The following is a 19282-nucleotide window of genomic DNA, read 5'->3' on the forward strand; positions in this document are numbered from 1 at the left end:
ATGGTAGCTAATCCATATGCAGCATATCAAAACAATGCGGTCACGACCGCGAACCCACAGGAACTGACGCTTATGCTTTATGACGGGGCGCTCAAGTTCATGCGCCTCGCCAAGCTTGCGATCGACCAGGGCAACCCTGATTTGAAGAACATCAATATCCAAAAGACACAAGCCATCTTCCAAGAGCTTCGTCTCACACTCAATAAAGACATTGCCATCTCGGCGAACTTGGACTCGCTCTATGAGTACATGTGGCGCCGTCTCGTCGATGCGAACGTCAAGAACGACACGACGATCCTCGACGAGGTACTCGATTTCACGACGGAACTCCGCGACACGTGGAAGGAAGCGATGAAACTCGCGAAGCAGTCATGATGCCGATTGATGAAATCATCTTAAAGACGCAGCGTCTGAAAGAGTTGCTGGCACAAGTCCCGGAAGAGCCGACGTACGACACGTGGATGGAACAAATCCATGAGCTCTTGGAGGACCGGGAACAGTTACTCGCGGCACACGGTCCTGATTTGGAGAAAGCCGATCAGACGGTTCTCCGGCAGCTCGTTGACGACAGTCAAAAGATTGCGCGTCTCATTGAGGCAGAACACCAGCGTCTCGGAATGACGCTCGGGACGGCCCGAATGGAACGGAAGACGGTCAAATCGTACGTCGACCCGTATGAAGACGTTGATTCCAACTTTTCTGGACTATTCGACCAACAGACGTAAAAAGCTCGGAGGCATATGCCTTCGAGCTTTTGTGCGTTAAGAAGTTTTGACTTGGCGACGCATGCGAATGATGAAATAAGAGACCGTAAACAAGAACAGCCCACTTACCGTAAAATTTAAGTAGAGACGTACGGCATCTTGAAGTGATGTGACCGGTGTAGACCCACCGAACCATAGGAGTGGCAGAATCGTCACGTGCATGACGCTCCAGTGAATGAAAATTTGCTTTTTGAACGACCATTGCCGAACTTCGTAAATGACGCTCGTGAGCCCGAGAAAGAAGGCGACTCCGGCGTAGACGAGCATGGCGTGTACGCCGTCCATATTTCCTGACCATCCTTGGTAGAGCGAGAGTATCGCGAACGGCAGCGACCATAAGAGGCTCCGTACGAACCCTTTCTTCACGAATTGCATATGTAACATCCCCTCATTGAATTGTTGTGCATATATACGGATATCACGCAAAAAGGTTTCGGATAAAAAGCGAGGATGAAATCACGTCTGTTTTCCGCTATAATCGGGTAAACATCATTGTAACCGTTGCTTCTTTTCTGGAAAGAGGAGGGAAACGAGATGCGTGAGAAAGAGTCAAAACCGGTATCGTCACGGAAACGCCGTTATTTCGTCTATGGTCCAGAGGGAGCGTACGATGAGTATGTGGAACGGGACCCGAAACTTGAGGCGTATGTCGAGGACGATACGCCGCTTGAGGATCGTCCCGATCCATACGAGGAAGAAGAACTGAAATCAAGGGGATAAGCGTATATGTCAAGGTCCGATTGTGGACCTTGACTTTTATTTTGCCTGGAACTTTTTCTTGTCACGGTATGGATTGCCAATTCGTTATATTCGTCTTAACCACATTACTTTGATTATGAAAAGGGAGAGATGAAGATGAACATGAAACGGTTTGGCTTACTAGTGGCGGTACCGCTTGCACTACTCGTCGGATGCGGGGAAGCAGATGAACTGAAGACGACGGCGACGGATACGGAAGAAGTGGCAGAGGCAGAAGCGAGTGCGGCGGACGAGACGACTGCTGAAGAGACGGACATCCAAGAAAGTGAACTCGGCACGAACAAGATTTATTTGAAGAATAAGGCAGTCACAATCACGGAGACGATGGGACCGATTCAGTTCGCGATTGACAAAGTGCAGACGTCACGTCTCACGGTCGCGGAAGCTTATAGCGATTCATTCGATGGACAAGAAGAGGTGACCGTCGTCGCGATGAACATGATCGTCGAGAACACGGTCGACGAGACGATGAGTTTCCATCCGAACCAGGCGACGCTCGTGACGAACACGGGGGAGCAGGTGTCTTCGGATTTATGGTTCTCGGATGACGTCGGTGGCGAATTCATGGGGAAAGTGAAGAAAGAAGGGAACGTTCTCTTCTTCGTGAAGGCGAAGCCAGAAGAGCTGACGGACTTGAAAGTTGTCATCGATGGACCGTTTAACGAGAACTTCGACAAAGTGGCGGAAGACCGTTACGAATATACGATCAACGTGACGAAATAAGTTGAGGCGTGCCGAACAAGTGTCGGCACGTTTTTTGTATGGTCACTGGAAAATAAGTAGGTGAATGATCATAAAATATATGATTTTTTCTAATTAGATGGGTACATATTCAATATAAGTCATTGTCCGACGAGATTTTCGAATAGGAGGGAGCGTATCATGAAGGTTCGACATTGGTTGTTCACTTTGCCTCTCGTATTTCTGATTGGATGCGGGGAGACGGATGAGGCGACGAGTTCTGAAGCTACCGAGCAGACCGAACAGACTACGGATGAAGAAACCACTTCTTCATCAGAAGGAAGTGAATCGAGCAAGGGTGAAGATACGTCAGAAGGGATTGGTGGCTCCGAAGAGTTTGAGGTAGAAGAGAATGAGCTTGGCATCAGTCAAATTTACATGAAAAATCGTAACCTAGGTATTGAAGAAAAGATTGGTCCAATCATTTTTCAGATTGATAAAGTGCAAACCCTCCGATTACAGGTTGCTTCTGATTTTCGTTTCATGTTCGATGAAAAAAAAGAAGTGACCATTGTTTCGTTCAACGTGATTGTCGAAAATACGAGTGACGACACGGTCTCATTTCATCCGAATCAGGCCCGCCTTGTAACGAACACAGGAGAACAGGTAGACGCTGATCTAATCATTTCGGAAGATGTCGGAGGAGAATTTTTAGGTAAAGTGAAGAAAGAGGGCGGGGTACTCTTTCATGTAGATTCGATGCCAGCAGAGTTGACCGAGGTGCGTTTCGTCGTAGAGGGTCCTTATAATGACCAATTCAATAAAATCGCAGAAGAACGTTATGAATACACAATCGACGTATCGAAATAAATAGAGGGCGTGCCGAATGAGTAGCGGCACGCCCTATCTGTCTAGTCTAAACCTGAACAATAGAGGATAATGAAGATATCCCATCTTTTAGGAGGTCAGTGATGAAGAACGTCTCTCTAATCAAATATGACCAACAGCTCCATTATGAATGGTCGAGTCATGTCTTGGAAGAAACGGAGGATTACGTATTGTTGTATGCGAGGCCGGGTCGGACGCTCCAACATCATACGCTAAATGCTTGTTATACATATGATTCTTACTCGCTTGAGTGCTTCATGCGGCATGAAGGGTTTACGTTACAGCTTGATTTAGAACAGGACGGCACGATGCGCTGGTACTCCAATATTGGCCTTCCTCCAACCATTACGGATGAGGAGATTCATTTCGTCGATTTGGATGTCGACCTCATTGCGAGAGAATTGGGTGAATGGCAACTCGTCGATGAAGAAGAGTTTGACATCAACCGGATACGATATGGCTATCCAAATAAATTGGTTGAACAAGTATGGCACACCGTCGCTGAAGTGAAACGACGAATCGAGCATCAGCAATTTCCGTTTCACGGTTCGTTAGAGCGGCGTCTCATCGAACTCGCTCAAAGAGAGACGCCTCACTTCCGCTGATGCGGTAACGGGATCGACAACACTTCCCAGTCGCTACCGGCAAATAGTTTCGATAGATAGACGATCTGACCGACGTGATAGCCGTAATGCGACACTTGTCGCTCAATCGCATCGATCACGGAGTGGGCTTCCCCACGAATCATGACGTCTTTTCCTAAGTCCTCTGGTTTCAGGTCGGCCAAGACGTTGTCCAACAGTTGCCAGCGCTCGTGCCACACCTGCATGAGTTCGTCCCGGGAGAGTTGTTGGTCCTCGAACTCGGCGTCGCGATTCCGGTCCGGCTTCTCGCCGTCCGTCGTCAAGAAGTCGGTCCAGCGCGATTTCATATTGTTCGCCATGTGCTGGATGATGAGGGCGAGGGAGAGCGTATCGGGTGCAAGCGTCTTATGCAGGTCCTCGTCATTCACTTGGACGAGCGCACGCTCGGCGAGTTGTTTCTGGCTTTTGAACGTGGCGCGTACGGTATCGAGATATTGTGTTTCAAACATGAAAAAACCTCCTTTTGAGTTCAATGGTTCTATACCCAATCGGAGGTTTCCTATGACTTATTTCGTTAATACTTTTGTCGTTTTGACAGTACTGCCGTATTTGTTTTTGGAAGTCAGCTTGATGACCGTTCCCGCGCGTTGCTTGGACACTTTGAACGAATAGTTCCCTTTTGCATCTGCTTTACGTGTATATGATTTTTTCCCAATCGTCATGACCACACTCGCATATTTTTCTGTCTTACCCGTTACGGCTGTCGATTTGGTCGTCACTTTGTTGATGGATAGGACAGGGTACAAGTGCGTCGAGTTGATTTGAAGGCGATAAGCTCCGCCGAGATGGTCGTAGCTGCTCTTCTCGAGCTTCACATAATATGTCCCTTTCGCGAGAGATGCACTATTCCGGTAACGTTCCGCCTTACTTAACGTGTCGTCTAAAATCGTATTGCCTTTACTGTCGGTCAAGATGAACGTACTCCATTCGTTTGTCGGTGCATATAGGTCAAAGGATACGCGACTCGACTTCGGTAGGACGAACTTGTAGTAGTCGACCGAGTCGTTCCAAGATAAAAATCCAATCTGCTGTTTGAAGAATGGGAATGCGCTCGCAGTACGTGGCGTATTGTTCGATTCCTTCTCTACATTTTTAGCTGCTTTAAATCCGGCACGAAGCTGGTACGCGCCACCGAGCCCGTCGCTATACCCGTAATCACTTCCGATTCTCAAGTAGTACGAGCCAGGTTCTAAGTCAGCTGGCAATTGTACCGTTTCTTCATAAACGGTGTCCGTGTAGACGACTTTATTGCTTCGATTGATCAATTCGACAGTAAGGACTTCACCCATCGTGGACTCGACCTGAAGATCAAGAGATCCCGCTGCTTTTAAGTCAATCTGGTATACATCGATCGCATCCTGACTCGAGATGAATCCAGTTTGCCATTTGTTCAGTGGTAGAAGGGCAGAAGAGCTGACTTCCTGGTTCGGCTCCATTTCATCATTGTTCGCCGGTGTGAATCTTGTCGCGAGACGGTAAGGGAGCGGTTTTTCTTCCCAAGTGTTCTCGTTTTCGACAATGATGCGATACGCCCCCGCTTCAAGCGCACCGTTCAAGACGTAGCGTGTCGTCCCTAAATTGCCCGGCAGCCGTAATTCCTTCCCATTTTTCTCGATTCGAACGTCCAACAGATCGTCCCCATACTCCAAATCGACTTCTAACTGTCCTGCACTCGGTAACGTCAACGTGTACTCTTCGCTGAATGTCGGGGAAGATAAAACTCCTCGTACTTCTGCGTTTGGTTCAATCGCTTGCCCGCTCGCCAATACTGAAAACGGGAACAATACACCGAATAGTACACCGAGCGTCATTAGCCATCGTTTCATAATCATTTCCTCCTTAAATATCGATTCCACTTGCTATCATAATCGGATTGAATGACTAAAACTGATGATTTTCGTGTAGGAGGAGAATCGATTTTTAAGATTTGTCAGGTTTCGTTCGACAAAAAAAGACCGCTTTCGCAGTCTTCATGCATGTTCCAATCGAAAATCTTCCCAGTGCGTCCGTGCCTGATTTCGAATCCGCTCCGATACTTCCTTACTGCTGAGGAGGATCCCGTACCAGCGACGTGCATCTTCGTAATAGTCGAGCGCAGCCGAAAGGTCGGCAATCCGTAGCATGAGCTGGTCGTACGGCAGCCCGGTCCGGATCGGGTCCGTATACGCCTCTTGCACCTCATTGTATTTATCGAGTGTGCGTTGCATCCATTCCTTCTCAGACGCCGTATCCCCCATCAACCGATACATCCAGACGATCCGCATCCCGAGCATGGCGACAACGGAAGGCTTTTGTCCGCTCAACTGGGCCGTCATGACCGCAAATTTATATAAGAGAATGACGTGCTCATGTGTCCGGTCACCTTTTAGGACATCCGGGTTCACTTGGTTGAAGTAATGCGTCTCGAGTGCCTCCCGGTTATGCTTTCGCACCTTGTCGAACGAGTCATGGAAGACGAGGTGGCAGTGACCGCAGACGGTCGGCTCATACAAATACGGGTTCGGTCCGTCATACGTCGTATAGCCGTCCTTTTCGACCTCAAGCGGTCGGATATGACGTGACAACACGCGCTGGGTCTTGCTTTCCTGTAAACAATACGGACATTTGACTTTCTTCAGAAACAAATGTTCTGCCATCTCGACACCTCACACATAGACGTTGACGAGCAATCCGCGAATCTCACCGACCTGGTCGAGGAGGGAGAGGCGAGAGGCTTCCCCTGAGATGACCTGGTCCGTCAGCGCAAGGAGCTTCTGGTCGACTTGTTCGACGACCTTGTAAATCTTCGCACGTCCCCGGCGGTTGAAACCGCGCTTGTCCTCGAGGCGGAGTGCCGCGTCAACGGCCTCTTTCATAAAGTCTTTGATCATTTTCTTATAATCGGTTAGCGCCTCGACCGTCTGGCTCTCGGCAAGAAGCTCTCCTTGTTCCTGGATTGCGGCGATTTGACGATGGAACCGTTCATGCTCGCGGTCTTCACGCTTTTGACCGATGACGTTTTGGAAGGAGACGCCGGGTTCGACTTCGGGGCGTTTCGCCTTGCTTGAGCCGAGGAGCGATTGCGTCTCCATGATGCGACGAATGTCCATATGGGCAACCGTCCTTTCTTTAGGTTAGTTCAATAATTGTAACACGCCTTGCGGTAACGCGTTCGACTGCGCAATCATCGCCATGCCGGACTGATTCAAGATGTTAAGTCGGGCGAAGTCCATCATTTCACGGGCCATGTCGGCATCACGGATTCGTGACTCGGATGCCGTCAAGTTCTCAGAACCGATGGCGACGACGCTGACGTTCGCCTCGAGCCGGTTTTGGATGGCCCCGAGCTTCGAACGCTCGAGTGACACACGGTTGATGGCTGCATCGAACTTCGCGATTGCTTCTCCCGCTTTGTCTGGCGTCAATACGCTGAGGGAGTAATAAGAAACATCTGCTGTCGCTTGATTGTTGTCATGGTCGACGGGAGATAACGCTCCGCCTCCCGCTGTCGTCGTCGTGATGCCGAGTGCGTGCGCCCGCATGTCTTCGACGTTCAAGACGACGGCCTCGTTATTACCGGCCCCGATTTGGAAAAAGAGCGTGCTCGCACCCTGCATGTATTCCCCGTTCATGATCTTCTTCGAGTTGAACTCCGTCGTCTCGGCGATTCGTGTCACTTCTTCCGTCAAGGCGTTGATCTCTTCTTGGACGGCTTTCGCATCGTCCTCGCTGAGCGTCCCGTTCGCCGCTTGGACCGACAGTTCACGCATGCGCTGGAGGAGGGAATGCGTCTCGTTCATCCCGCCCTCGAGCGTCTGGGTGAGCGAGATGCCGTCGAGCGTGTTGCGTTCGGCCATCGAGAGCGAGTCGAGGCGCATCCGCATCTTTTCGGAGATGGCGAGTCCTGCCGCGTCATCCGACGCCTTGTTGATCCGGACCCCGCTCGAGAGACGGTCCATCGTCTTCTTCATCGACGCCTGGTTCAACGAGAGTGACGTATAGGCCTTCAACGCTTGGACGTTATTGGTAATTTTCATAGCGGTTTCCTCCAGTCGGTACAGATTGTGTTTTCGCGCGTTCCATCGCCTCGCTCCACGTCTTGTCGAGGTCGCTTGCGAGCGTATGTAGTTCGGCGATCTTTTGTTGGTCCTGGTCGATGATCGCCTCGACACTGGCGTTCGCCATATAGAGATAGATTTCATCAAGTTGCGCCGCGATGATGCCACCGCCGTCATGAAGTCCTTGATGGAGCTTGACCAACAGCTCGCGCGCTTGGCGCAGATGACGATTTCGTTCAGCGATCGTCGAGCCTTGGGCGCGTTCGTAATGATACGTGAGTGCGTGTAACATCGCCTGTGTCAGTTCTTCAGGCCTCATTTCATATAACTGGGTTGGGTTCATCTTGGTTCTCCTTTAATGGAATCGAGTTCTTCTATCAACAGCAACACTTCCGCCATCACGTCATACAGCTGCGGGGGGATGGCATCCCCTAAGTCGAGGTCGAGCAAGTGTCCGAGCAAGGAATGGTCGTTCTCGACCGCCACGCCTCGGGCACGTGCCTCTTGTAGAATTTTTTCAGCGACGGCTCCCGTTCCGCGGGCGACGACGACGGGCGCTTTGTCCGTCGATTCGTCATAGCGGACGACCGCGGCCGTCTTTCGTTTCGTCAAATCCATGCGTTGGTACATCGTGGCCTCCTAAATTCTGAAGTCATAGCCGGTCGTCGGTGCCACTTTCGGTTCATCGACGACGCGTTCGGCTTTCGTGAGCGGTTTGAATTGGGTCGTCACGCTCTTATAGCCGATCGTCTCGAGCGTCTGCTCAATCTTGCCGAGGAGCGGGAGGGCGAGTCGTTCGACCGTCGCATCGTCATGCTCGAGCGTGAGGCGGAGGTTCCGGTCTTTCGCTTCGAGTTTGACGCCAATCTCGCCGAGGCGAGGTGTCTCTAAGCGGATATAGAGGACGCTGTTCTCCCAGTCGACGACGTCACCGGCCTCGCGGTTTTGGATATGGACGTGAATCCCGGTGTCGATCTCCTGTACTTTCGCCGGAAGGGCGAAGAGGAGTTGGTGGAGCTGACCGCCATCGAGGCGGTTGAGTGTCTGTTGGACCTGAAGGAACGAGGCGAGTCGCTGCGCCTCCGGGTTCGTCGTATCACTTCGTACGGACAGGGCGGACGTCGGCGTGTTGTTCGCCTGTGCGAGCTGGGCCTGTGCCTGGACACGTTGCGTCACTTCCTGGACGTGCCGACCGGATAGTGTCGCGTCAAGTTTCAGCGGTGTGACGCTCGGGATTTCTCCTGCGCGCATCGCACCATGTGGGATATATTCAATCCGTGCCTGGTTCGGTGCGTAACGGAAGTCGTTCAACGTCGCCCGTACGTCTTTGACGAGTGCCGCGCTCTCTTGTGGCTTTGTCGAGAGTAAGGACAAGGCGAGGTCGAGCTTCGCGGTCATGGCGACGAGTTGCTTTTCCTGCGTCACATCCGTGTGAAGGAGCGCGTCCGTCTTTTGGACGAGTTGCGTCAAGCGGGTCGAGACGGTCTCGAGCGCGGGACGTGCCGCATGTGGATTCGTCTCGATGAGTGCCGCGACTTGTCCGAGTTGTTTCGTCACGGTCGCCTGTTCGTTTCGGAACGTGTTCGTCACGTTCGCGAGATGGCTCGTCACTTCCTTGACCATCACCTGTCGTCCGTTCACCGGTGGGAGCGGCAACGGTTCGGTGCGCTCCATCTTCGGTGAAGTAGGGAAGTCACGGATGACCCGGTCGATCGTCTCAGGCGTCGGTGTCACCCGTTCGCTCACGGGACGTGACAAGTTGACGAGTTCGACGTATCGCTCTTTTTGAGGGTACGGCGCGTGTGGCGCCGGCGGTGTGAGGAGTTGTCTCGCCTCATTTAAAGAAAGGACGGCAATCTCTCGTGCGACCTCACGCGGGATGGCCAGAGTATCGAGCGTCTTTAGATGAAGAATGACGTCGCGCATGTCTCCTTTAAAGGCCGTTTCGAGCAGGCGCACCGTGTCCTCGTTCATCGGCAAACGCCCGGACTGGAGCAGACGGCTGACGGCACTTCGGACTTCGGGTGGAAGGGAAGCGAGGAGCGTCTGAATCTTCGCGTCGAGCTTTGACGATGCAGGTGGTGCGGGTTCAAGCGTCTCTTCCTTTTGTGGAACGACGGTCGCGAGCAAGACGCCGTCCTGTTCGGCAAGCGTCACGTGGAACGGGTTCGTCTTCGGGAGCCCGTCTTTGAATGTGACCTCGACTTCTTCGCCGTTGATCTTGACGATTGCGGAGTCGGGGCCTGTCTGTTTGACGAGCTCGGCCTTATAGGTCCGGTTCGTCTGGATGCCTGGTAAGACCGAACTGACGGCGGTCGCTTGGGCTTGAATTTGCATGTTTGTCACCTCGACCATAATATCGACCTCTTTTTCAAAAAATGAAGCGAAACAAACGAAAAAAACCTTCCGTCTTTTCGACGGAAGGCGTGTCATGATTCAAGCGCTGGGCTCGCATTCAATTGTTGGAACCGGGCGACGAGTTCACCTGTCGCTTTCAGTTGGTTCCGAAGGACGTACGGTGTCGCGTTCGTCTGAATTTGATGTCCATCTTTTGTGAGGACGAGGCCGTTCGGCTCCTCCTCGATGTTCAGTATGTCTCGAATATGGGACCAGGCATACCATTCACAATCGTCTCGCTTTGGAGACTTCGTCGGGAAGAAGACGAGTCCGGTTGTCGGTTCGATTACGACAGGGACTTTCCCTTTTACGCCGGCGACGCGTTTGGCGATGAAGATTCGTTCCTCGATCGAGCTGTTGTACTGGCGGCAAGAAAGTTGCAACAACTGGTACGGCCGGAGCGGGGTTGAAATCTCGGTGCCATCCTCGAGAATGATCCGTGACTGCTTCATAATGTCAAAGCAAGGGAGAATCGCCACGGTTCGCTTTGTGATGCGATATTTTTCCTCAGAATAGTAGGAGCGCATACGCTGCACCATCCTCCTCGTATTAGATTTTCAGGATCGGCTAAATGACAAACGGCACAAACCTAAATCATCCCTTCAATGATATATCACAAAAAATGTAAATTCAACAAGACAATATGAAAAGTAGGGAAATAGAATTCCAATGAAAGCCAAATGACGAAACGTTTACAAATATTTGAGAAAGTGTTTGTCACGCTTACAAGAAGGTGGTAAGATTAGCCGTAGAGGACAACCCTCTGTATTCTCCAATGGTGAAAGGAATGGATTTACACATGGTAGGTAAAGTAAAATGGTTTAACTCAGAAAAAGGTTTTGGATTCATCGAAGTAGAAGGCGGCAAAGACGTGTTCGTACACTTCTCAGCAATCCAATCTGAAGGCTACAAATCACTTGACGAAGGTCAAGACGTAGAGTTTGAAATCGTTGATGGCGAGCGTGGCCCACAAGCGGCTAACGTTGTAAAATTATAATTTCAAACCGTGAAGCCGGCTCCCTCAGGAGTCGGCTTTTTATTTTGTCTGCATAATAAAAAAACGCGTTTAAAAATGTGTGGAATGGGTATTTTCTTTCTATACCTTTCGCTCGTTGTAGGAAATGTTGAATTCGGAACAAAATTGTCATTATTTTCTGATGATAACGTTTTCAAACATAGCGATTTCGGGGTATAATATTAGTGAACCACCTGGTTCCACTTTCTTTTAGAAATGAAGCAGGAGATTCCGTCTCGTTCGACGAATCATTGGTTCAAGCGGTTATTTTAAGGAGGAGTTCAGATGATTTATAACATTCGCGGCGAAAACATTGAGGTCACACCAGCAATCAAAGACTATGTCGAGAAAAAGCTGGAGAAGTTGACTCGGTATTTCACAACTCCTACGGATGCACAGACGGCTTACGTCAACTTAAAAGTGTATAATGAGAAACAAAAAGTGGAAGTGACGATCCCGATGCCGAACTTGTTGCTCCGTGCCGAGGACATCAACCTCGACATGTACGCGGCAATCGACCTCGTCGTCGATAAATTGGAACGTCAAATCCGTAAACACAAAACGAAACTCAACCGTAAAGGACGCGGAAAAGAAGGTGGCGTCGGCGAGTACTTCAAGTCCCTCGAAGGACCTGATGATGCACCGGCCGTCTACGATGAGGACGAGGCAGAACTCGAACTCGTACGGACGAAACGCTTCACATTGAAACCGATGGACACGGAAGAGGCGATTCTTCAAATGGACATGCTCGGTCACAGCTTCTTCGTCTTCTCTGACGCGGAAACGGGCAACACGAACGTCGTCTACCGTCGTAAAGATGGGAAGTATGGCTTGATCGAACCAGAATAATATACTTGACCTTACACGACCCTCCGGCTTCGGAGGGTCGTTTCGTTTTGCCTTTCCTTGAAAGGTGGCACCACTTCGGTTAAACTGTACATTAGGGAAAAAACATGCATTTTTTAGTGAGTGCAGAGGAGATATGAGTATGGCGAACTTTTTGAAAGAGTTATTTGCTCCACAGAAACGAGTATTGAAAAAAGCAGAGAAAGCGGCCGACTTGATCGAGTCGTTCGCCGAACCAATCAAAGCATTGTCTGACGAACAGCTTCAAGCGAAGACGGAAGAGTTCCGTGCACGCCTAGAGAAAGGCGAGACGCTTGACGATATCTTGCCAGAGGCGTTCGCGGTCTGTCGCGAGGCATCAGAGCGTGTGCTCGGCATGCGTCACTATCGTGTCCAGCTCATCGGGGGTTACGTGCTCCACAACGGTGACATCTCTGAGATGAAAACTGGTGAAGGGAAGACGCTCGTCGCGACACTTCCAGTCTACTTGAATGCGCTCACGGGCCGTGGCGTACACGTCGTAACGGTCAACGAATACTTGGCGAAGCGAGATAAAGAACTCATGGAGCCGCTCTATTTCGCACTCGGTCTCTCGGTCGGCCTCAACGTGTCGAACATGGACCGTGTCGAGAAACAGGCTGCCTACAACTGTGATATCACGTACTCGACGAACAACGAGCTCGGCTTCGACTACCTCCGTGACAACATGGTCCTTTATAAGGAAGACCGTGTGCAACGCGAGCTCTACTATACGATCGTCGATGAAGTCGACTCAATCCTCGTCGATGAGGCGCGTACCCCGCTCATCATCTCAGGATCGGCTCAAAAATCGACGGAGCTCTATACGCGTGCCGATGCATTCGTGCGTACGTTAAAAGAGGAAGACGATTACACGGTCGACGTGAAGACGAAATCGGTCCTCTTGACGGACCAAGGGGTCGACCTCGCCGAGAAGTTCTTCGGCATCGACAACTTGTTCGCAATCGAGCACGTCGCGGTCAACCACCATGTCGGGCTCGCCCTTCGTGCGAACGCGGTCATGCATCACGACATCGACTATATGGTGCGTGACGGACAAGTCATGATCATCGACCAGTTCACGGGTCGTGTCATGGACGGACGTCGCTACTCGGAAGGTCTTCACCAGGCCATCGAGGCGAAAGAAGGCGTCGAGATTCAGCGTGAATCGATGACGCTCGCGACGATCACGTATCAAAACTACTTCCGTATGTACGAGAAGCTTGCCGGGATGACTGGTACGGCGAAGACAGAGGAAGAAGAGTTCCGTAACATCTACAACATGCAAGTCGTGACGATTCCGACGAACAAACCGATTCTTCGTGAGGACCGTTCGGACCTCATCTTCAAATCGATGGAAGGGAAGTTCAAAGCCGTCGTCGAGGAGATTGCAACGGTCCATGCGACTGGTCAACCGATCCTCGTCGGTACGGTTGCCGTCGAAACGTCTGAATACTTGAGCAAGCTCTTGACGAAGAAGAAGATTCGTCACGATGTCTTGAACGCGAAGAATCACGCGCGTGAGGCGGAAATCATCGAGAACGCCGGTCAAAAAGGCTCGGTCACGATCGCGACGAACATGGCCGGTCGTGGTACCGACATCAAGCTCGGCGAAGGTGTCATCGACCTCGGTGGTCTCTATATCATCGGGACAGAGCGTCACGAGTCACGTCGGATCGATAACCAGCTCCGTGGTCGTTCTGGTCGTCAAGGGGACCCTGGTAAATCCCAGTTCTACTTGTCACTCGAAGATGAGCTCATGCGTCGCTTCGGAACGGACAGCCTCCAGAACATGATGGAGCGTCTCGGGATGGACGATACGCAACCGATCGAGAGCCGCATGGTCTCGAAAGCGGTCGAATCGGCTCAGAAACGCGTCGAAGGAAACAACTACGATGCACGTAAACAGCTTCTCGGTTACGATAACGTCATGGCCGACCAACGGAAGGTCATGTATAAAGACCGCTCGAGCATCCTCGAGAACGAGTCGGTCACAGACATCGTCCGTTCGATGATGGCACAGACGGTCGAACTCGGTGTCGGTCAATACACGCCGATCGAACTCGTGCCGGAAGAGTGGAACATCGACGAGCTCGCGCATTGGGCAAACCAGACGCTCGCGCTCGAGCGTACGGTCGAAGGCAAAGACTTCTTCGGCAAAGAACGCGAAGAGATCATCGAACTCCTCATGGAGCGCGTGAACGAGCAGTACGAGGCGAAACGTCAACTCGCACCGCCTGAGCGTTTCAACGAGTTCGAGAAGATCATCGTGCTCCGTGCCGTCGACTCGCACTGGATGTCTCACATCGACCACATGGATCAGTTGCGTCAAGGGATTCATCTCCGTGCATATGGACAGAACGACCCGCTCCGCGAGTATCAGGCGGAAGGGATCAACATGTTCGATGCGATGAACGCAGCCATCTCAGAAGAAGTGACAGGCTTCGTGCTCCGTGCCGAAGTCGGGGACAACCTCCGACGCGAGAAAGTCGTCGAAGAGGAAGTCGCCGTCTCAGGCAAGGAAGACGCACCGGTCAAAAAGAAACCGGTCCGTCGTTCGAAAGAAGACAGCATCGGCCGGAACGATCCGTGCTGGTGTGGGTCTGGTAAGAAGTTCAAGAACTGTCACGGTAGACAACAGGCTTAATTATTGAAGAGGCGGGTCCGCTCGCCTCTTTCCTACGGAAAGGTGAATCAACACTATGGAAATTTCAGATATTCGGAACGAACTTGAGGCGATGGCGAAGCGCCTCGAGAACTACAGAGCTTCGCTCAACTTAACGGAGAAGGAAGCACGCATCGCCGAGCTCGAGAACGAGATGACGTACCCTGACTTTTGGGACAACCAAGAGAAGGCACAAAAAGTCATCGACGAGTCGAACGGACTGAAAGCGATGGTCGACAAATACCAAGACCTCGCGACGCAACATGAGGACGGCGAAGTGACGCTCGAACTCATTAAAGAAGAGCCGGATGCCGAGATGCAAGAAGAGCTCGCAGAGACGATTCAATCGCTCAAGAAAGAGTTCGATGATTTCGAGCTCGAGATCCTCTTGAACGGACCGTACGATGCGAACAACGCAATCTTGGAATTACACCCGGGTGCGGGCGGTACCGAGTCACAGGACTGGGCATCGATGCTCCTTCGGATGTATCAGCGCTTCGCAGACAAGCAAGGCTGGAAAGTCGAGACGGTCGACTACCTTCCTGGTGAAGAAGCGGGCGTCAAGTCGGTCACGCTCCGTATCGTCGGGCACAACGCGTACGGCTACTTGAAAGCAGAGAAAGGGATTCACCGTTTGGTCCGCATCTCGCCTTTCGACTCGTCAGGCCGTCGTCACACGTCGTTCGTGTCATGTGACGTCATGCCAGAATTCGATGATGACATCGAAATCGAAGTACGGACAGAAGACCTCCGCATCGACACGTACCGCGCGTCAGGTGCCGGCGGACAGCACATCAACACGACAGACTCGGCCGTCCGAATCACGCACGTTCCGACAGGCGTCGTCGTCTCTTGTCAGACAGAACGTTCACAGATCAAGAACCGTGAATCGGCAATGAAGATGTTGAAAGCGAAATTGTACCAACGCGAACTCGACGAGCAACAACGTAAGCTCGACGAGATCCGTGGGGAGAAAACGGACATCGGTTGGGGTAGCCAAATCCGTTCATACGTCTTCCACCCGTATTCGATGGTCAAAGACCACCGTACGAACCACGAGGTCGGAAACACAAGTGGTGTCATGGATGGTGACGTCATGCCGTTCATCGATGCTTACCTTCGTAAAACAAATATGTGATGCATGTGGCTCAAAGACTCCTGTCTTTGGGCCACGTTGTCTGTAAAGGAGAATTTCTTTAATGAAGCAAATCGTCAAAGACTATCTATATTTGTTGACGGGCTCGGTGTTCGTCGCCTCGGCCTTCAGCTTGTTCCTGTTGCCGAACAACCTCGCGTCGGGCGGGGTGAGCGGGATCTCGGTCATCACGTATGAACTGTTCGGCATCTCGCCGGGGGCGTTCCAGCTCGTGGCGAACGTGTTGCTACTTATCATCGGATGGGCCATCCTCGGTCTCGGCTTCGGCGTGAAGTCGCTCGTCGGCTCCATCTTTTTACCGGGTGTCATCCTCTTTTATGAGGCAATCGATGCGGGAGCTGCCGTGAACGACACGTTACTCGCCGCCATCTTCGGTGGAGTCGGCGTCGGTGTCGGACTCGGTCTCATCTTCCGAGGACGTGCCTCGACAGGTGGAATGGACTTGATCGCACAGATCTTACATAAGTTCACGCACATCCCGCTCTATCTCTGTATCGCCATCCTCGACGGTATGGTCGTTTTGACCGCTGCTGTCACGTTCTCGTTCTCGACCGGGCTCTATGCACTTATCGCGTTATTCATTACGGTCAAGATGATCGACTTCGTCCAGCTCGGGTTCACACAGGACAAGATGGCGTATGTCATATCGGAGAAACGGGACTTCATCGTTCGGGCCGTCTTTGAGGAGCTAGACCGTGGCGCGACGGAGATTCAGGCGATCGGGGCGTATTCTCGTCTCGACCGTCCGATGCTCATGATCGTCGTCCGTCAGAGCGAGGTGAGCCGTCTGAAAGAGATCATCCGTCGGATCGACCCGGAGGCGTTCCTCGTCTTCAGCGAGGCGCACGAGGTGCTCGGACAAGGGTTCACGTCGGATAAACGCTATATCAACGTTCCGTAAGTTGTGGAATCTTTGTGTACTTTTCGTGAGATTAGGTTAGAAAGTACACGTGAACGGCTATAATGGTAAATGTAGGTCATTTCTACAACTTAGGAGGGGAACGTGGTTATGAAAAAATGGATGATGGCCATCGGCCTCGGCGCCATGCTGACACTCGGCGCATGTGGCGGCGGCGAAGAAGAGGACACGTCGAGCAACGGGGATTCGGGCTCGAACACGGCATCGGTTGACGCGGAAGCGGTATACGCACAAAACTGTGCGGCATGTCACGGTGCGAACCTTGAAGGAATGAGTGGTCCGTCACTCGAGCAAGTCGGTGCTCGTCTGTCGGCAGAAGAGATTGAAAACGTCATCCGTAACGGTCAAGGCGCAATGCCTGCGAACGTTATCGAAGACGATGAAGAGATCATGGCGGTCGCCGCTTGGCTCGCTGAGAAAAAATAAGACATCGGAGCATGGAGTGACTATTCACCCCGTGCTTTTTTGTTTGTGGGTATGTTCTTAAGGGAAATATGTAAGGGATTGCAGAAGTTATGGAAATGGAGTGAGGACAATTGAAGACGAAGTTGATTGACTGGCCGACTTTTATTGGCTCGTTTGTACTACTGTTAGGGGTGACGTTACCGCTCATTTTCTTCCCGGAGACTGGTAAGGCGTGGGTCGGGGCGGCGAACGAATACATGACCTCTAACTTCGGAGTATTGTACTTAGCGATGGGCTTAGGTGCATTCGGATTTTTGATTTTCATTGCCTTCAGTAAGAATGGTCATATCAAGTTAGGTCGTGAAGATGAAGAACCCGAGTTCAGCACGTTCTCGTGGGCAGCGATGTTGTTTGCTGCCGGCATCGGGTCGAGTATCCTGTATTGGTCAGTCATTGAATGGGTCTACTATTATGAGGGGCCACCGTTCGGACTGACACCCGAGTCACCTGAAGCGATCCAATGGTCGACAGCATACGGGATGTTCCACTGGGGTCCGATTGCCTGGGCAATCTATACGTTACCGGCATTGCCGATTGCCTATTTCTTCTATGTCCGTAAAAAGTCAGTATTGAAAGTCAGTGAAGCGGTACGTCCCGTGATCGGCAAATGGGCGGACGGACCACTCGGCAAATTGATTGATATCTTATTTATTTTTGGATTATTAGGCGGTGCCGGGACGACGCTCGCGCTCGGGACGCCGATGATTGCCGAAGGGGTCAACGAACTGACTGGGATTCCGGTCACGCTCGGTATGCAAGCCGTCATCATGTTGATTTGTACCGTCATCTTTGCCGTCAGTTCGTATATCGGACTGAAGGGCGGAATCAAAGTACTGAGTGACTTGAACATCTGGCTCGCGCTCGGGATTTTAACGTTCGTCTTCATCTTTGGACCGACACGCTTCATTTTGGAGACGACATTCAACGGAGTCGGGATTGTCATGGACAACTTCTTCCGCATGGCGACGTGGATGGAACCGTTCGGTGACTTCGGCGGATTCACGACAACGGGGTTCCCTGAGTCGTGGACTGTATTCTATTGGGCATGGTGGCTCGTGTACGCACCGTTCGTCGGACTGTTCGTCGCCCGCATCTCGCGCGGCCGGACGATTCGGAATATGATCTTCGGGACAATGGTGTACGGGACGCTCGGATGTATCCTGTTCTTTGGGATTCTCGGGAACTACGGACTGTACCTCCACTTGAGCGGCACGTTCGATGTCGTCGGCTATATGGCGGCGAACGGACCGGCCCCGACGATCATCGCCATCATCAGCCAGTTGCCGTTCGGTAAGGTCGTCGTCGGCGTCTTCACGCTTCTCGCCATCATCTTTTTGGCGACGACGTTCGATTCATCGTCTTACATTTTGGCATCGGTCACACAGAAACATGTCGAGGACGAGCCGATTGTCTGGAACCGTCTCTTCTGGGCGTTCGCACTTGCGATCATGCCACTCACGCTCATGTTCCTCGGCGGACTTGATACGCTACAGACGGCGAGTATCGTAGGTGGATTCCCGCTGATCTTTATCATGTTCCTCCTGGCCTGGTCGTTCGTCCGAGTGTCGAGTCGGGATATCCGAGCCTCCGATGATTATGAATCGTCGACGATTCATATCAAATATCGGAAACGGAAAAAGTCTCCGTTTGACGCATTGAAAGAAAAACCACATGACTAATTATTGACGATATCGTGAAGGGTGTTCCTACGGGAGCACCCTTTTTGAAGTGCGGTTTCAACTTTTTCTTACATATAGAGAAGGCGAGGTTCTTCGCGACATTTTCCCACCGAACTCAATCGAACTGAAACACTCCTGTAATGGTCTTTTAAAAGTTGGATTGATATAATTGTAGTCGCTTCAACTATGCCCTAGATGAATTTTTGACCAGGCGAATATGAAAAACGACACCTTGACAGCGGGAGTCGTTTCCTGTAAAAAAGACTCTAGGCGAAATATACAGTAACTAAAACAATTGATTCAACTTCGTCATAGATGCATACAAATATAAAAAAAAGGGTAGGGAATA

23 protein-coding genes are annotated in these 19282 nt (G+C 51.4%); 13 read left to right on the forward strand and 10 right to left on the reverse strand.

Annotated features, from left to right (window positions below; translation table 11 throughout):
* Both fliS and PQI28_RS10555 read left to right on the forward strand, forming a co-directional pair.
* Complete coding sequence (fliS, locus tag PQI28_RS10550) at positions 1–375, forward strand: flagellar export chaperone FliS (protein ID WP_214758342.1); 375 nt, start codon at positions 1–3, stop codon at positions 373–375.
* Entirely contained in the window at positions 375–725 is a 351-nt protein-coding gene (locus PQI28_RS10555) for a flagellar protein FliT (protein ID WP_339963256.1), read from the forward strand. Before fliS ends, PQI28_RS10555 begins: the two co-directional genes overlap by 1 nt.
* Before the next feature lie 36 nt (positions 726–761).
* Here PQI28_RS10555 and PQI28_RS10560 read toward each other — a convergent pair whose 3' ends face one another.
* On the reverse strand, positions 762–1139 hold the full coding sequence (locus PQI28_RS10560) for a DUF3021 family protein (RefSeq protein WP_339963257.1): 378 nt from the start codon (positions 1137–1139) through the stop codon (positions 762–764).
* Between the two features lie 159 nt (positions 1140–1298).
* Here PQI28_RS10560 and PQI28_RS10565 point away from each other — a divergent pair, with 159 nt between their 5' ends.
* The 4 genes from PQI28_RS10565 (at position 1299) to PQI28_RS10580 (ending at position 3697) form a co-directional block, all read left to right on the forward strand.
* The gene (locus PQI28_RS10565; RefSeq protein WP_214693614.1) at positions 1299–1484 is read left to right on the forward strand and encodes a hypothetical protein; all 186 of its coding nucleotides are present in this window, start codon (positions 1299–1301) and stop codon (positions 1482–1484) included.
* Between the two features lie 135 nt (positions 1485–1619).
* Positions 1620–2246 (forward strand): hypothetical protein, encoded by a 627-nt coding sequence (locus tag PQI28_RS10570; RefSeq protein WP_339963258.1) that lies wholly within the window; start codon positions 1620–1622, stop codon positions 2244–2246.
* Positions 2247–2405: 159 nt separating this feature from the next.
* On the forward strand, positions 2406–3074 hold the full coding sequence (locus PQI28_RS10575; RefSeq protein ID WP_339963259.1) for a DUF4352 domain-containing protein: 669 nt from the start codon (positions 2406–2408) through the stop codon (positions 3072–3074).
* A gap of 101 nt (positions 3075–3175) precedes the next feature.
* The gene (locus PQI28_RS10580) at positions 3176–3697 is read left to right on the forward strand and encodes a DUF402 domain-containing protein (protein ID WP_339963260.1); all 522 of its coding nucleotides are present in this window, start codon (positions 3176–3178) and stop codon (positions 3695–3697) included.
* On the opposite strand, the gene PQI28_RS10585 is transcribed toward PQI28_RS10580, so the two are convergent.
* The 9 genes from PQI28_RS10585 to PQI28_RS10625 all read right to left on the reverse strand — a co-directional run bounded on the left by PQI28_RS10585 (position 3685) and on the right by PQI28_RS10625 (position 10697).
* The gene (locus tag PQI28_RS10585; protein ID WP_339963262.1) at positions 3685–4185 is read right to left on the reverse strand and encodes a DUF1572 family protein; all 501 of its coding nucleotides are present in this window, start codon (positions 4183–4185) and stop codon (positions 3685–3687) included. The genes PQI28_RS10580 and PQI28_RS10585 overlap by 13 nt on opposite strands.
* A gap of 57 nt (positions 4186–4242) precedes the next feature.
* Positions 4243–5562 (reverse strand): Ig-like domain-containing protein, encoded by a 1320-nt coding sequence (locus PQI28_RS10590; RefSeq protein WP_339963263.1) that lies wholly within the window; start codon positions 5560–5562, stop codon positions 4243–4245.
* Positions 5563–5706: 144 nt separating this feature from the next.
* Complete coding sequence (locus PQI28_RS10595) at positions 5707–6372, reverse strand: DUF2225 domain-containing protein (RefSeq protein WP_224861756.1); 666 nt, start codon at positions 6370–6372, stop codon at positions 5707–5709.
* A 9-nt stretch (positions 6373–6381) separates the two neighbouring features.
* Positions 6382–6825, reverse strand: a complete 444-nt coding sequence (locus PQI28_RS10600; RefSeq protein WP_339963264.1) for a YaaR family protein — start codon at positions 6823–6825, stop codon at positions 6382–6384.
* Between the two features lie 24 nt (positions 6826–6849).
* Positions 6850–7752 carry a flagellin N-terminal helical domain-containing protein gene (locus PQI28_RS10605; RefSeq protein WP_339963265.1) on the reverse strand — a complete coding sequence of 301 codons (903 nt, stop codon included), beginning with the start codon at positions 7750–7752 and terminating at the stop codon, positions 6850–6852.
* Entirely contained in the window at positions 7736–8116 is a 381-nt protein-coding gene (locus tag PQI28_RS10610) for a flagellar export chaperone FliS (protein ID WP_224861752.1), read from the reverse strand. The genes PQI28_RS10605 and PQI28_RS10610 overlap by 17 nt, the downstream gene beginning before the upstream one ends.
* Complete coding sequence (locus PQI28_RS10615; protein WP_074033686.1) at positions 8113–8403, reverse strand: EscU/YscU/HrcU family type III secretion system export apparatus switch protein; 291 nt, start codon at positions 8401–8403, stop codon at positions 8113–8115. The genes PQI28_RS10610 and PQI28_RS10615 overlap by 4 nt, the downstream gene beginning before the upstream one ends.
* A gap of 9 nt (positions 8404–8412) precedes the next feature.
* A complete protein-coding gene (locus tag PQI28_RS10620; RefSeq protein WP_339963266.1) occupies positions 8413–10128 on the reverse strand; it encodes a hypothetical protein in 1716 nt (571 codons plus the stop codon).
* Positions 10129–10202: 74 nt separating this feature from the next.
* Positions 10203–10697 (reverse strand): competence protein ComK, encoded by a 495-nt coding sequence (locus PQI28_RS10625; RefSeq protein ID WP_214745974.1) that lies wholly within the window; start codon positions 10695–10697, stop codon positions 10203–10205.
* A 272-nt stretch (positions 10698–10969) separates the two neighbouring features.
* Here PQI28_RS10625 and cspD point away from each other — a divergent pair, with 272 nt between their 5' ends.
* From cspD to PQI28_RS10660, 7 genes are all read left to right on the forward strand, one after another.
* Positions 10970–11167: a cold-shock protein CspD gene (gene cspD / locus PQI28_RS10630; protein ID WP_012726946.1), complete on the forward strand. Its 198-nt coding sequence runs from the start codon at positions 10970–10972 to the stop codon at positions 11165–11167.
* Between the two features lie 303 nt (positions 11168–11470).
* Positions 11471–12034, forward strand: a complete 564-nt coding sequence (gene hpf, locus PQI28_RS10635; RefSeq protein ID WP_214687196.1) for a ribosome hibernation-promoting factor, HPF/YfiA family — start codon at positions 11471–11473, stop codon at positions 12032–12034.
* Between the two features lie 139 nt (positions 12035–12173).
* Positions 12174–14696 (forward strand): preprotein translocase subunit SecA, encoded by a 2523-nt coding sequence (secA, locus tag PQI28_RS10640; RefSeq protein ID WP_214693597.1) that lies wholly within the window; start codon positions 12174–12176, stop codon positions 14694–14696.
* Positions 14697–14751: 55 nt separating this feature from the next.
* The gene (prfB, locus tag PQI28_RS10645; RefSeq protein ID WP_214693596.1) at positions 14752–15852 is read left to right on the forward strand and encodes a peptide chain release factor 2; all 1101 of its coding nucleotides are present in this window, start codon (positions 14752–14754) and stop codon (positions 15850–15852) included.
* Between the two features lie 61 nt (positions 15853–15913).
* Complete coding sequence (locus PQI28_RS10650) at positions 15914–16771, forward strand: YitT family protein (protein WP_214693594.1); 858 nt, start codon at positions 15914–15916, stop codon at positions 16769–16771.
* Positions 16772–16879: 108 nt separating this feature from the next.
* Positions 16880–17215, forward strand: coding sequence for a cytochrome c551 (gene cccB, locus PQI28_RS10655; protein ID WP_214785865.1), 336 nt, complete (start codon positions 16880–16882; stop codon positions 17213–17215).
* Between the two features lie 110 nt (positions 17216–17325).
* Positions 17326–18933, forward strand: a complete 1608-nt coding sequence (locus PQI28_RS10660; protein ID WP_214874645.1) for a BCCT family transporter — start codon at positions 17326–17328, stop codon at positions 18931–18933.
* The last annotated feature ends 349 nt before the right edge of the window (positions 18934–19282 follow it).

The sequence above is a fragment of the Exiguobacterium sp. USCH10 genome (assembly GCF_037619445.1).
Taxonomy (GTDB): Bacteria; Bacillota; Bacilli; order Exiguobacteriales; family Exiguobacteriaceae; genus Exiguobacterium; species Exiguobacterium aestuarii_A.